We start from the raw sequence: 13,527 nt of genomic DNA, 5'->3' as shown, positions 1-13,527 counted from the left end.
CGTCCACGTCGGGGAACTCCTCGGCTCCTCTGCCAGGAGGAGACCGGCTCGGTTGGTTTCACCGAGGAGCTTCCCTCTTTCCCGCTCGTCCCTCCTCGCCATCTACACACTTATAGGGACACGACCATTCCATGGCAGGACCGGCCTCAAGCGCCGCAGCCCGGAGTTCCTGCATGCTCTCGTTGGAGAGTTCGACACGGAAGCGGTCAGCCAGGCTGGACATGAACGCGTAGGCGCGCTGATAGAGCATGAGCTCCTCCATCCGGTCTGCATGGCTTTCAGCAGCGGCGATTTCAGCGTTCAACGCGGTGACGAGGGCCTGGGCCTCGCCCGTGCTGGAGACGTCGACCTCGTTCCATCGGACGTCCAGCATGATGCGGCAGCTGGCATCGAGGACCGCAGAGGGTGTCCAGGTGGACGCATCGCTCAGGGTGAAGGCGCTCACGGGCGCGCCTCCATCCGCTCGCAGCCGGACCTCCTTGTTGTTCTGGAGATAAGGGAGGAAGACGGGCGGCGCCCCCGCCGTTTCGGCCCGGGCCTCCAGCGGGTACTGGGTCGAACAATTGCCGGACACGACGGAGCGGAGCGTTGTCCGGAGGGGCACGGCAGTTTCCGCTGTGGGCGTGGTGAGTGACACCTGCGGTAGCTGACAGTTCATCAGCCTGTTGAAGCGCAGCTCACACCGGGCAGGCGAAATGAGGTCATAGGCATCCGCTGCATGGGTCACGCTGGGCAGGAACAGGGTACACGTCGCCCCTGCGATGAGGAATCGCATCTTCACAGGTACTCCTTGTGATAGTTTCAGGATTCAGCCGGGCTTCCTCGCAGGGCTCTCGCCCATGAATGCGAATGAGGCCTGGAGGTTTCGTTTCAGGATCGCCGAGCAGGTGGAGAATTACAGACAGAATCCAGGCTGGGATTGGTCCGGAATGCAGTCCGGCAGGATGAGGCGTGCTTCGATGATGTCCGCGCCAAGGTGGTAGTTCCCCCAGATGTAGTCCGGATCCGCGAAGCGAAGAGGGGGGAGCGCGTTGGCGCGAAGCTCCACCCGGACTGGGGTGTAGGGTTGAATGAGGGTTTCGACCTCGAAGAACTCGTAGCCTCCTCCTGAGTAGGTATCTGGTGCGGGCAGCACCATTGTGGCGGCGTCACGCCATACGTTGTCCATTCCGAGCGTCTGGAGCGCGAGCGTCGCTGACAGGTCAATGCCGGGGAGATAGGGCGGACCGAGCGGCCGCTGTGAATAGAGATAGACCTTGACCTGTCCCCGCACGTACCGGGCCTGATGGTGGCTCAAGAACCCGGGAACCCGCAGGAAGACATGACCCGACTGGGTCGTCGCCAGGGGTTTAGTGAAGAGCAAACTCCCCCATTGGGCAGGATTCGTGGGGCAGTGGATGACGGGCGCACCCAGGCCACTGAGGTAGCGACCGTCCAGCCAGTGCCACTGCTGGGTCTGACGGCCAGTGTGGCCGTCATATGGAGCGGGCACGGTAGGAGATAGCTCGAACCAAGACGTCGAAGGAGGGGCCTCGGTAGGGTCAGCACAGGGCACGATGTTCCCACCGCCCGAACTGCTGCTGAGGTTCTGGGTCGTGCACATACTCTGGACAGGCCTGTTCGCCCAGTTGCACATGTCGAGAGAGATCTCCTGGACATACTGCGACGAGGACGGTGTCAGTCCCGCCGCCTGTGCATCGAGCGAGATGCTCCCCAATGCCAAGCCCATAAGAGATAAGGGAGCTGCGGCAATGGCCTGCCCTATGCACTTGGTGAATGGAGCAATGGTCGAGAATGCTGTGGCGATGGCTGCGATTGTCATTACGCGTACTTCTCCCGGTGTGCCGCACGCCAGAAGTCGTGCGAAATCAGAAAACATGGACGGTTCGGAAAGGAGCCACTGACGGAAGTGGCGATTCCCCTCTCGGTCGCAATGGACAAACACACCCGGAGGTCCCCATGACGGAGTCCAAGCGAGGTGGCGAACTCGAATGTAAGGGGAGCGACAGCGTTACTGCGTAAGCAGACTGACTAGCACAGCTTCAGGGATTTGCAATGCCCATGTTGTTCACGGGGCATATGACTTTCTCCCAGCGAGCCAGTGCCCTGTTGGACCAGCACCTTGAGTGGATTGTCACCCCACGTTCGTCTTGCTGAACACCCGCAGCGCCTCCGCCACGCTCCAGGCCTGCGCGAAGCACCCCCGCGGCCGGTAGGGCTCGGTCGCATCAAAGATTTCCGAAATCTGTCCAAGCCCCGCGTGCGACAGGTGGTCCTCCAGTCCAGACAGCAGGGCCCTCGCGGCCTTCAGGTCCGGCGACACCTTCAACGTCGCGTCCACGTAGTGCCCGATGAGCCAACCCCACACCGTGCCCTGGTGATAGGCCGCGTCGCGCGCCCGCAGGTCTCCGTCGTACCTGGGTTTGTAGTCCCTGCTCCCCGGCGCCAGGCTGCGCAGGCCCACCGGCGTCACCAGCTCGCGCTTCACCACCTCCAGCACCTTCGCCCACTTGTCTCGCTGGAGCACCGGGTGCTTCAGCGAGATGGCGAAGACCTGGTTCGGCCGCACGTGCGCGTCCTCGCGCCCGTCCTCTCCGTCCACGAGGTCGTAGAGGCAGCCGCCCGCTTCGTTCCAGAAGCGCCGGTTGAAGCTGCCGTGCGCCTTCTCCGCCGCGCCCCGGTACGGCCCCGCTTCCTCGCCCAGCCGCTCCGCCCAGCCCGCCATCAGCCGCAGGGCGTTGAACCACAGCGCGTTGAGCTCCACCGCCTTGCCTCGGCGCGGCGTCACCACCCAGCCATCCACCTTCGCGTCCATCCAGGTGAGCTGATAGCCCTCCTGTCCCTGCCGCAGGAGCCCGTCCGCCGGATCCACGCCGATGTTGAAGCGCGTGCCCTGCTGGTGGCGCGCCACGATGTCCCGCAGCGTCGGGAACAGGTCGCGCAGCAGCGCTGCGTCGCCCGTCTCCTCCAGGTAGCGGTCCACCGCGTGGAAGAACCAGAGCGTCGCGTCCGCCGTGTGGTAGACGCCCTCGCTCTCCCCGTCCGGGAAGTAGTTCGGAATCAGCCCGTCCCGCACGTAGTGCTCGAACGTGCGCAGGATGGCCGCCGCCTCGCGGTAGCGCCCCGTGGCCAGCGTCAGCCCGTCCAGGCTGATCATCGTGTCCCGGCCCCAGTCCGTGAACCAGGGGTAGCCCGCGATGACGCTCCTCGCGTCCAGCCCCATCGACCGCGCCCACGCGGCGTCCGCGGGCCTCGGCGGATCGATGATGAATTGATCCGCCGCCAGCACCAGCCGCGAGGGGACTCCCGTGCGCGCATGCTCCGGAGCCCGCGCCAGCAGGCGCTCCTCCCGGGTCCGCTCCCGCTCGAACACCTCCGCGGGCTTCCGCCCCAGCAGGTGCCCCGCAGTCTCCACCGTGAGCCCGAAGTAGACCGTGCCGCCCGGCCGCAGCATCGCCGCGAAGTAGCCCGGCGAGTGCTGTAGCTCCGTGAAGTCGTAGCCTCGCGCCTTCTCCAGCCGCAGGTGCTGCGGTGGGGACGTCTCTCCCAGGCCCACGTAGGGCGCGGGGCCGTCCGAATACACATGCATCCGCTGCCGGGGGCCGTCCTCGCCGTTGCGCAGCTCCATCAGCGAACCCCGCAGCGTGACGATGGGCGCGGGCACGTCCTTCGACAGCGGCCCGTCGTGCGGCCGCAGCACCGGGAAGGGCCGCAGGTGCAGCGTCACCTCCGGGCCAGACAGGTGCTTCCACTCCAGGAACACCGTGTCCTCGCCGTGCACCATCACGATGCGCCGCCGCAGCCGCGCGCGCCCCACCGCGTACTCCCAGACGGGGAGCAGCCCCTCCAGGTGGAAGTGCCGCAGGTGCCTCGCGCCGTCCTCCCTCGCGCCGCCGTCCGCGTGCTCTTCGGACGTGAGCCGGTAGCGCTCCCCGTCCACCAGCGCCGTCTCCTCCAGCCGCGCCATCAGCACCGTGCGGCCCAGCCTCTCCAGGGTGGGGATGAACAGGCCGTGGTAGCGGCGCGTGTTGCAGCCCACCACCGTGCCGGAGGCGTAGCCCCCTCGGCCGTTGGTCAGGAGCCACTCGTGGGACACGCCGGTGCCGAAGTCCGCGCCGTCCGGGAAGTCGAACGACAGGCGGGGCAGGGCTGGGGCTGGTTCGTTCACGCCTGTGTCTCCTCCTCGCTCGGCGACGCGAGCGCGGTCGGGCCCGGCGAAGGCCGCCGCCCGACCTCCGCCCGAGTCCCCCTGGGCGGAGGCGCGCGGGAAGGGTAGGAAGCAGGAAGCCGTCGGCCATCGTCCCGGGGCCGCATCACGCCATCGCCCTCGCGGAGAGGTTGCTCATGAAAGCCCGCGCCACCCAGCGCATCCCCCGACCCCTGGACTCGAGGGGAGGGCAGCCAGCCGGACAGGCCCTCGCCGCCGCCGCGAGCGCTCCGGAATCCCTCCGCGAGAAACCCTTGCGACGGTCCCTCCGGGGCAGCACCTCACCCAGAGCCTTCGGGCGCGCCCCGATTTCCCGAGGAGGCACCGCGTGGCCATCGTGACGTCGTCGGGCATCAGCGGCCGACAGCACAACCTCGCCGAGCAGGTCTTCTCCCGCGCCGCGGGCGCGCCGCTCGTGCCCGGCAACGAGGTGCGCCTCCTGCGCGACGCGCGCGAGAACTACCCCGCGTGGCTGCGCGCCATCCAGGAGGCCCAGCGCTCCATCCTCTTCGAGAACTACATCATTGAAGACGACGCGGTGGGCCGCGCCTTCGCGGAGGCCCTGTGCGCCCGCGCCCGCGACGGCGTGCAGGTCCGCGTCCTCCATGACTGGCTGGGCTGCATGGGCGCCGCGTCCCGCCACTACTGGCGCGTCCTGCGCGACGCGGGCGTGGAGGTGCGCTCCTTCAACCCCTTCCAGTTCGACCGGCCGCTCGCGTGGCTGGGCCGCAACCACCGCAAGACGCTCACCGTGGACGGCGAGGTGGGCTTCGTCTCCGGCCTGTGCGTGAGCCACAAGTGGGTGGGCGACCCGGAGAAGGGCGTGGCCCCCTGGCGCGACACCGGCCTGGAGCTCCGCGGCCCCGCCGTGGTGGATCTGGTGCGCGCCTTCGCCCAGGGCTGGAGCACCGTGGGCCCTCCCCTGGACGAGGAGGGCTGCCTGTCCGCCCGCGCCTCCCTGCCCAGGGGGGACGTGGCCCTGCGCGTCGTGGCCGGCGTGCCCTGGAGCGCGGGCCTGTTCCGCGTGGATCAGCTCATCGCGTCGCTCGCGCGCAAGCGGCTGTGGCTCACCGACGCGTACTTCGTGGGCACCGCCACCTATGTGCAGGCGCTCCGGGCCGCGTCGCGCGACGGCGTGGACGTGCGGCTGCTCGTGCCCGGCAGCAGCGACATCCCCGCGCTGCGCCCGCTCACCCAGGCGGGCTACCGCCCCCTGCTGGAGGCCGGCATCCGCGTCTATGAGTGGAATGGCACCATGCTCCACGCCAAGACGGCCGTGGCGGATGGCACCTGGGCGCGCGTCGGGTCCTCCAACCTCAACCCCGCCAGCTGGCTGGGCAACTCCGAGATCGACGTCGCCGTGGAGGACGCCGGCTTCGCCCAGCAGATGGAGGCCATGTACCTCCAGGACCTGGAGCACGCGACGGAGGTGGTGCTCGGCGGACGGGCGCGGCGGCTGAACGGCGCGCCTCCACTGCCGCGCGCGCAGCGGGGGGCTCCCGGGCGGCGGGGCAGCATGAGCCGCGCGGCCGCGGGCGCGGTGCGCCTGGGCAACACCGTGGGCGCCGCCGTCACCAACCACCGCGAGCTGGGCCGCACCGAATCCAAGGTCGTCTTCGGCGCGGGCGTGGTGCCGCTCGCCCTGGCGGGCGTGGCGCTCTACTGGCCCCACGTCGTGGCCGTGCCGGCGGCGGTCGTGGGCGTGTGGGCGGGCATCGCCCTGTGGAGCCGGGCCGTGCGCCTGCGCCGCCAGGAGGCCCAGGGCAGCGCGCAACAGCCGCTCCCGGAGCAGGAGGTGCCGCCGCGCCCCGGCGCCGAGGAGCCTCGCGTCCTGCCGGAGCCGAGCGCCTCCCCCGCTCCGGAGGCCGGGCCCCACCAGCCCTGAGCCGAACCCCGGACACGACAAGGGCCCGCGGGCCGGCAGCGGGAGGAAGCCTGGCTTCCTTCTTCGCTGAACCGGCCCGAAGGCCCCTGAACGCGACCGCGTGGGCGCGGGCCGCTACGCCTGCTTCGCGACGCCCTCGGGCTCCGTCGCCTTGCCGCTCAAGAGCGAGCTGCCGCCATACAGGGCCAGGCCCACCATGCCCAGCACGCCGGCTTCCACGCTGCCGCCCATCGAGGCCCCCACCAGTCCCACGATGCTGGTCCCGAGCATGAAGACCACCCCAACCGCCCCTGCCACCTTGCCCATCCGATGTCTCCCTCTGGACTGAGTTGAACCCCTGAACCCCAATCGCTGTTCGACGCTCATCCCTGTTCAAGTCTCGTGCCGAACCTCCGCTACGGGAATCCCAGGGGGGAGCCCGAACGGGCGTGGAAGGCGCGTGGCTTCCGGTGGGCAATCCTCTTCCTCCTCGTGGAAGCGATCGGCAGAAAGCACAGGGGAGAACACCGACCCGGGACCGGAATTTTTCCCGGATGCGCTGATGTGCGCCTGATGTGGCACGCCGTAACCCACTGCATTCCAAGGGTTTTCCCTCCCCCCGGTCGCTGGCACACGCGCTGCTAAGAGCCACCGCCAGAAGCGAGTCGCCCGGCCCTCCAGGGCGTGTGAACGGCGCGGCCCGCGCGGACATCCGTGAACGAAGGAGAGCGAAAGATGGGAATGCGGCGCACGGGGTTTTGGACGGTGATGGGGATGCTCCTCCTGTCGGGTTGTGCTCACCAGCAGGCGCTGAAGGTCGACAACTCGGAGCAGCCGTATCGCATCGGGCGCGAGGACGTGCTCGACGTGAGCGTCTGGCGCGATCAGGAGCTGTCGCGCACGGTGCCGGTGCGTCCCGACGGCTTCATCTCCGTTCCGATGGTGGGCGAGGTGCAGGCCGCGGGCAAGACGCCCACGGAGCTGGCGGAGCTGCTCAAGACGGGCCTCCAGCCGTACGTGCAGGAGCCGCGCGTGACGGTCATCGTCCGCGAGGTCAACAGCAGCCGCGTCTTCGTGACGGGGGAGGTGGCCCACCCGGGCGCGTACCCGCTGCGCGGCCGCGTGTCGCTGCTTCAGGCCATCGCGCTGGCCGGCGGCTTCACGGACTTCGCCAACTCCGACGGCATCGTCGTCATCCGCACGGACGGCAAGGGCGGACAGATTCCGGTGCGCTACAGCGACCTGGTCTCCCCCGACGGCGAGAGCGTCATCCTCCGGCCGGGTGACACCGTCGTCGTCCCGTGAGCCGGGACGGTCGCGGGAGCGTCAAGGACAGGCAGCGGGAAGCAGCGAACGTGGGCGTGGGCAAGGATGGGAGGGCGGCGGTGAGGGGCCATTGGAAGCGGGCAGTGATCGCAGGGTGTCTCATCGCCGCGCCGGCCGCGCAGGCGGCCACCATCCTGGAGCCGCGGCTGCGCCTGACGGCGGAGGAGCGCTTCGACAACGACATCCGCCTGGGCGGGACCGGCACCAACGGCCAGTTCATGACGAAGCTGTCTCCGCGGCTGGGCCTGGACGTGAAGAACGAGCAGGTGACGCTGGAGTCCTTCTACGCCACGGACCTGCTCGCGCGGCACGGCTCCGGCACGACGACGGTGGACCACCGCGCGGGCGTGGCCTTCCGGGACGTGCTCACCCGCCGCCTGCGGCTGGACGCCAGCGCGCGGGTGTTCCGCGTCACCGACCCCACGTCGCTGCCGCGTGACGGGCTGGCGCGCTCCACGGCGCCCACCTTCTATGCGCAGACGCGGGTGGGGCTCACCGGGCGCGTCACGGACCGCCTGGACGTGCGCGGCAACTACATGTTCGAGGCGACGCGCATCATCGAGCCGGGGCGGGTGGCGGGCTACGCGCACACCCCGTCGGTGGAGCTGTGGTACCGCTCCACGCGCCGGCTGTCCCTGGGCGCCGAGTACCGCTACCAGGGCTTCCTGTACGCCGGCGACTACAGCCAGGCGCACGGCGCCTCCGCGGCCGTGCGCTACCGGCTGACGCGGCCCACCACGCTCACCCTCCGGGGGGGGCCGGTGCGCTACCTGCCGACGGACGCGGCGCGCGGCGGGTGGATGCCCCGCGCGGCGCTGGAGGTGGTGCGCGAGGGCGAGCGCAGCGACTTCGGCTTCGCCATGGGCCACGACCTGGTGGGCGCGAGCGGTTTCTCCGGCGCGGTGTGGGCGGACTACGCGTCGGTGATGGGGGCGCACCGGTTCACGCAGAAGCTGTCGGCCTTCGGGGCGGCCAGCTTCTTCCGGAACGGGACGGCGCCCGGTGAGCACTACACGGAGTGGCGCAACACCACGAACGTGTCGCAGGGCTACGCGGTGGGGGGAGGCGTCGAGTACCGGCTCGGCCGGCGGCTCGCGTTGCAGGGCGCTTTTGACCGCATCGCGCAGGTGGGCGCGGCGGATGTCGCTGGGGCGGGGGACCTGACACGCAACGTGTTCGCCCTCCGTCTGGTGATGACAGCTTGGTAGGCAACCTTCGAGAGATGACGAGGATGGAGGAGCGGATCATGGAGCGTGGGATGACGGCGGACCAGTTGCTTTCGGCGCTGTGGCGCCGAAAGGCCCTGGTGGGGGCGATCGCTGCAGCAATCTTCGTGTTGGGCGCGGCCATCGTGATGACCCGGCCGAGCATTTATGAAGCGTCCGTGGTGGTGCGCGTGGAGCCGCAGCGCCCCGGCGAGGAGATGGTCCAGCACACGGTGAGCGAGCTCATCGAGCAGCGGCTCGTCACCGTCCGCCAGGAGCTCCTGGCGCGGCCGGTGCTCCAGAAGGCCATCGAGGAGATGAACCTCTACCCGGAGCTGGTGTCGGAGAAGGGCATCGAGGCGGCGGTGGAGCAGATGCGCAAGGACATCACCGTGCGCGTCGAGGGTGAGACGGCCTTCGAGCTCACCTACGCGGGCCGCGACCCGCAGGTGGTGGCGCAGGTGGCCAACCGCCTGCCGGCCATCTTCTCCGAGGAGACGCTGAAGATCCGCCAGGCGCAGGCGGCCCGCGCCACGGACCTCTTCAACGACGAGATGATCTCCATGGGCAAGGCCGTGTCCGCCTGGGAGTCGAAGATCTCCAAGTTCAAGGTGGACCACCTGGGCGAGCTGCCCGAGCAGATGGAGATGAACATGCGCGGCCTGGAGCGCATCGGCGCCCAGCTGCAGATGAAGTCCGAGGAGCTGCGCACGGCCGAGGCGCGCCGCTCCGACCTGGCCCGCGCCCGCAACGCCGCGGACAGCGAGGCCGGCCGCCTGGAGGCCACGGAGAGCGGCCTGTCCCGCACCCTCACCCAGGCGAAGACGCAGTGGACGGAGGACCACCCGGAGGTGAAGCGGATGGAGCGTGAGCTCAACGACATCAGCGCCCAGCGCAAGGACGCCGAGGGCCGCATGTACGCCGAGCGCAACGAGCGCGCCCGCGTGGCCACGCTCGTCACCAACATCCAGAAGGACATCGTGGACCTCCAGAAGCAGGCCGAGGCGTACCAGGCGCGGCTGAACAACACCCCGCGCTGGGCCCAGGAGCTGGCGGTCATGAACCGGGACTACGAGATCGCCCGCACCAAGTACCAGAGCGTGGTGAGCCGCAAGGTGGAGGCGGAGATCGCCCAGGAGCTGGAGGCCAAGAGCGCCAAGAGCCTGTTCAACGTCATCTCGCCCGCCGGGGTGCCCTCCGCGCCCGCCCGCCCGGACCGCATGAGCGGCCTGCTCATCGCCGCGCTGGTGGCCCTGGCCCTGGGCGTCCTTACCGGCACCGTCCTGGAGATGCGCGACGACAGCCTGCGCGACGGCACCGAGGTCCGCGAGCGCCTGACGCTGCCTGTCCTCGCGGTGGTCCCGAACATGCAGGGCAAGACGGAGAAGCGGGTGTTGATGCCCATGAACGGGAGCCGGAACAGCGTCTCCTCGCCTACTTCCCTGAACTAATTGCCGACCCCCTACGGAAAGGATTGGAGAACACAGATGGACTCGACGATGGAGCGGGCCGGTAACTTCCTCCCGCGTGTGGATGAGAGCGCGGCTTCCTCGAACGCGGTGGACCGCCGGGTGGTGACGCTCACGGCCCCCGCCTCCGCGGCCGCCGAGCAGTACCGCACCCTGTACTACCGCCTGGAGCGGATGCGCGAGCAGCGCCCGATGAAGGTGGTGGCGCTCACCTCCGCGATGCCCGGCGAGGGCAAGACGGTGACGAGCGTGAACCTGGCCCTGGCCGCCGCCCGGGCGAACCCGGAGCGCCGCATCCTGCTGGTGGACGCGGACCTGCGGCGGGGGCAGGTGGCGCCCACGCTGGGCATGCGCAACAAGCAGGGCCTGGCGGAGCTGCTGGCCGGCGAGTGCGACGTGCGCGACGTCGTGCGCCGCTTCAACGCCACGCGGCTGGCGGTCATCCCCGCCGGCGCCACGCCGGAGGAGAGCACCCAGGTGCTGGCGAGCGCCCGCATGAAGCAGTTCCTCAAGGCGGTGCGCGACGGCTTCGACGAGGTGTACGTGGACCTGCCGCCCACGCTGCCGTTCGCGGACGCGGCCATCCTGGGCCACCAGATGGACGGCGTGCTGATGGTCATCCGCGCCAACGTCACCCCCTCCAAGGTGGTGAACCAGGCGGTGGAGCAGCTGGCGGGCGCGGCGCTGGTGGGCTGCGTGCTCAACGGGGCGGAGGTGAACGCGACCCCGTACCTGAAGAACTACGTGAAGCGGTAGCGGGTGGCGGTGAGGTGAGGTGTTTCAAAGGCCCGACCCGCTCCTCGCCCCGATGAGGGGTGAAGGGCGGGGGGCCTGGAGCGGCGGCGGGTTGGGGTTGGAGGAGTCACGTGCTTCGCGTTTTCCACCACTATTTTTCAGCCAAGAAACTGACGTTCTTCCTCGCCGAGTCCTCGGCGATCGCGCTGGCCTGTGTCGCGGGCGCCGCGGCCTGCGCGGCCCTCTTCGCGCCCCTGGGCACCCAGCCGCCGTTCGCCACGATGTGGCCCACGCTGGTGGGGCTGGGCCTGGCCTTCGTCGTCACCTTCCAGTTCACGCTGTACCTGCTGGACCTCTACGACCTGCGCATCGCCGCGGAGGACCGGACGCGCGGCTACCGCTTCCTCAAGGCCGCGGGCGTCACCGCGATGGTGGCGGGCGGCGTGATGCTGCTCTTGCCGCTCGTCCTGCCGGTGGTGCTGCCCCCCGGGACGCTGCTGGGCGGCGCGATGGGCGCCCTGGCCGGCACCCTGGTGGTGCGCGTCTCCATCCGGGCGCTGGTGGGCGAGCCCGACGCGGTGCTCGTCGTCGGCGACGGCCTCAAGGCCCGCGCGGTGGCGAGCGCCATCGAGGACGGCGGCGAGGGCTCCTTCCGCGTGGTGGCCCTGGTGGACCCGCGCAAGGTGGAGGAGTCGCTGGACGCGATGGCGGCGCGCCTCAACGCCTCCTACGTGGTGCAGGCCGCGGACGACATGCGCGGCGCCAACTGGGTGGACTCCCTGCTGCGCTGCCGGCTGGACGGGCGGCGGGTGTACGACGCGGCGGGCTTCTGCGAGCGCGTGCTGCGCCGCATCCCGGTGCAGTTCCTGCGCGCCAGCGACTTCGCCTTCGCGGACGAGATGACGGTGTCGCCCCTGCGCCGGGCCTTCAAGCGCGTGTTCGACGTGGCGGTGGCGTCGCTGCTCCTGCTGATGGCGTCGCCCTTCCTGGTGCTGGTGGCCATCGCCATCAAGCTGGACTCGAGGGGCCCCATCTTCTACCGGCAGGACCGGGTGGGCCTGGGCGGCAAGGCGTATCCGCTCTGGAAGTTCCGCAGCATGCGCACCGACGCGGAGAAGGACGGCGCGGTGTGGGCGCGCTCCAACGACGACCGCGTCACGCGGGTGGGCCGGTTCATCCGCAAGACGCGCATCGACGAGATCCCGCAGGTGTTCAACGTGCTGCTGGGCCACATGAGCTTCGTGGGCCCGCGGCCGGAGCGCCCGGTGTTCACCGAGCAGCTCAAGCAGCAGATCCCGTTCTACGGCCTGCGCGAGGCGGTGAAGCCGGGCATCACGGGCTGGGCGCAGATCCGCTACCCCTACGGCGCGTCGGTGGAGGACGCGCGCAACAAGCTGGAGTTCGACCTGTACTACGTGAAGAACGGGTCGCTGTTCCTGGACGTCGGTATCATCTTCCACACGGTGCGGCACGTGCTGCTGGGACGGGGGGCCCGGTAGGACGGTTCAGCAGTGGATGTCGGGGAGGGTCCGCGGCCTCCGGTTGTGGGGGGAGGCCGGGATGCGAAGGGTGGAGCCATGGATTGGGATGGGCGAGGGGGTCGGAACATGGTGGGCATGGACGTGGACGCACCGTTCTCGGAGCAGTGGAGCCAGGACGACGCGCGCAACAAGCAGCAGGGCGTGGAGCGCAACGAGCTGCTGCAGGCGCCGAAGAACCGCCCCACGCGCATCGTCGCGATGGGGGGCGGCACGGGCCTGCCCATGGTGCTCAAGGGGCTGGCCCGCCGCGCGGCCCCCAGGGCGGGGCAGCCCGGCGTGGACATCACCGCGGTCGTGGCGATGAGCGACGACGGCGGCAGCTCCGGCCGCCTGCGCCGGCTGCACGGCGCGCTGCCCCCGGGGGACATCCGCAACTGCCTGGTGGCGCTCGCGGGCGGCAAGAGCGCGCTGAAGGACGTGTTCCAGTACCGCTTCGGCGGCGCGCGGGGCCTCGCCGGCCACGCGGTGGGCAACCTGCTCATCGCCGCGCTCGCGGAACTCAGGGGCGACTTCCTGGAGGCGGTGCGGCTGTCCGGGGAGCTGCTGGGCGCCAAGGGCCAGGTGCTGCCCAGCACGCTCGCGTCGGTGCAGCTGGTGGCGCAGATGCACGACGACACGGAGGTGGTGGGCGAGCGCAACATCTGCCGCGCCCAGGGCCGCGTGCGCCGGGTGTCGCTGAGCCCCCGCTCGCCGCCGCCGGTGGACGGCCTGCTGGAGGCCATCTATTCAGCGGACCTCATCGCCATCGGGCCGGGGTCGCTGTACTCGAGCGTGCTGCCCAACCTGCTGGTGGACGGCGTGGCCCAGGCGCTGAAGGAGACGCGCGCGCTGAAGGTCATGGTGGCCAACCTGATGACCCAGCCGGGCGAGACGGACGGCATGAACTGCCTGGACCACGTGCAGGCCGTCATCGACCACGTGGGGCCGGTGCTGGACGCGGTGCTCGTCAACGGCCGGATGCCCGCGGAGGAGTCCATCCAGCGCTACGCGCGCAAGGGCTCCTTCCTGGTGACGGCGGAGACGCGCGAGCTGCTGTCGTCCGGCGTGATTCCGGTGCAGGCGGACCTGCTCAAGGAGGGGTCCAAGATCCGACACGACAGCCGCAAGGTCGCCGCGTGCCTGCTGAAGATGGCGCGCAGCGGGTTGTAGTCCGGCCGCACCATCACCACCTTGGGGCCCG

General features: G+C 69.9%; 11 protein-coding genes. 7 read left to right on the top strand and 4 right to left on the bottom strand.

What is annotated here, in order from left to right; translation table 11 throughout:
* Positions 1 to 58: 58 nt before the first annotated feature.
* The 3 genes from U8525_RS31180 to U8525_RS31170 form a co-directional block, all read right to left on the bottom strand.
* Positions 59 to 775, bottom strand: a complete 717-nt coding sequence (locus tag U8525_RS31180) for a hypothetical protein (RefSeq protein ID WP_374270354.1) — start codon at positions 773 to 775, stop codon at positions 59 to 61.
* A 120-nt stretch (positions 776 to 895) separates the two neighbouring features.
* Complete coding sequence (locus U8525_RS31175; protein WP_374270353.1) at positions 896 to 1,822, bottom strand: hypothetical protein; 927 nt, start codon at positions 1,820 to 1,822, stop codon at positions 896 to 898.
* Positions 1,823 to 2,134: 312 nt separating this feature from the next.
* The gene (locus U8525_RS31170) at positions 2,135 to 4,168 is read right to left on the bottom strand and encodes an amylo-alpha-1,6-glucosidase (RefSeq protein ID WP_374270352.1); all 2,034 of its coding nucleotides are present in this window, start codon (positions 4,166 to 4,168) and stop codon (positions 2,135 to 2,137) included.
* 367 nt (positions 4,169 to 4,535) lie between these two features.
* Between U8525_RS31170 and U8525_RS31165 the strand changes: the two genes are divergently transcribed.
* Positions 4,536 to 6,092 carry a phospholipase D-like domain-containing protein gene (locus U8525_RS31165; RefSeq protein WP_374270351.1) on the top strand — a complete coding sequence of 519 codons (1,557 nt, stop codon included), beginning with the start codon at positions 4,536 to 4,538 and terminating at the stop codon, positions 6,090 to 6,092.
* A 114-nt stretch (positions 6,093 to 6,206) separates the two neighbouring features.
* On the opposite strand, the gene U8525_RS31160 is transcribed toward U8525_RS31165, so the two are convergent.
* Positions 6,207 to 6,362: a hypothetical protein gene (locus tag U8525_RS31160; protein ID WP_374270350.1), complete on the bottom strand. Its 156-nt coding sequence runs from the start codon at positions 6,360 to 6,362 to the stop codon at positions 6,207 to 6,209.
* Between the two features lie 444 nt (positions 6,363 to 6,806).
* On the opposite strand from U8525_RS31160, the gene U8525_RS31155 reads away from it, so the two are divergent.
* The 6 genes from U8525_RS31155 (at position 6,807) to yvcK (ending at position 13,496) form a co-directional block, all read left to right on the top strand.
* On the top strand, positions 6,807 to 7,376 hold the full coding sequence (locus tag U8525_RS31155; protein ID WP_374270349.1) for a polysaccharide biosynthesis/export family protein: 570 nt from the start codon (positions 6,807 to 6,809) through the stop codon (positions 7,374 to 7,376).
* An 80-nt stretch (positions 7,377 to 7,456) separates the two neighbouring features.
* The gene (locus tag U8525_RS31150; protein WP_374270348.1) at positions 7,457 to 8,605 is read left to right on the top strand and encodes a hypothetical protein; all 1,149 of its coding nucleotides are present in this window, start codon (positions 7,457 to 7,459) and stop codon (positions 8,603 to 8,605) included.
* Between the two features lie 38 nt (positions 8,606 to 8,643).
* Entirely contained in the window at positions 8,644 to 10,053 is a 1,410-nt protein-coding gene (locus U8525_RS31145; protein WP_374270347.1) for a GumC family protein, read from the top strand.
* 36 nt (positions 10,054 to 10,089) lie between these two features.
* Positions 10,090 to 10,827, top strand: coding sequence for a CpsD/CapB family tyrosine-protein kinase (locus tag U8525_RS31140; protein WP_374270346.1), 738 nt, complete (start codon positions 10,090 to 10,092; stop codon positions 10,825 to 10,827).
* Between the two features lie 110 nt (positions 10,828 to 10,937).
* Positions 10,938 to 12,305 (top strand): polyisoprenyl-phosphate hexose-1-phosphate transferase ExoE, encoded by a 1,368-nt coding sequence (gene exoE, locus U8525_RS31135; RefSeq protein ID WP_374270345.1) that lies wholly within the window; start codon positions 10,938 to 10,940, stop codon positions 12,303 to 12,305.
* Positions 12,306 to 12,413: 108 nt separating this feature from the next.
* Positions 12,414 to 13,496 (top strand): uridine diphosphate-N-acetylglucosamine-binding protein YvcK, encoded by a 1,083-nt coding sequence (gene yvcK, locus U8525_RS31130; protein WP_374270344.1) that lies wholly within the window; start codon positions 12,414 to 12,416, stop codon positions 13,494 to 13,496.
* Positions 13,497 to 13,527: the final 31 nt, after the last annotated feature.

The organism is Corallococcus sp. RDP092CA, assembly GCF_041903675.1.
Taxonomy (GTDB): Bacteria; Myxococcota; Myxococcia; order Myxococcales; family Myxococcaceae; genus Corallococcus.
Note: the sequence above shows the minus strand (reverse complement) of the source record. Positions and strands in the feature narration are given on the sequence as shown.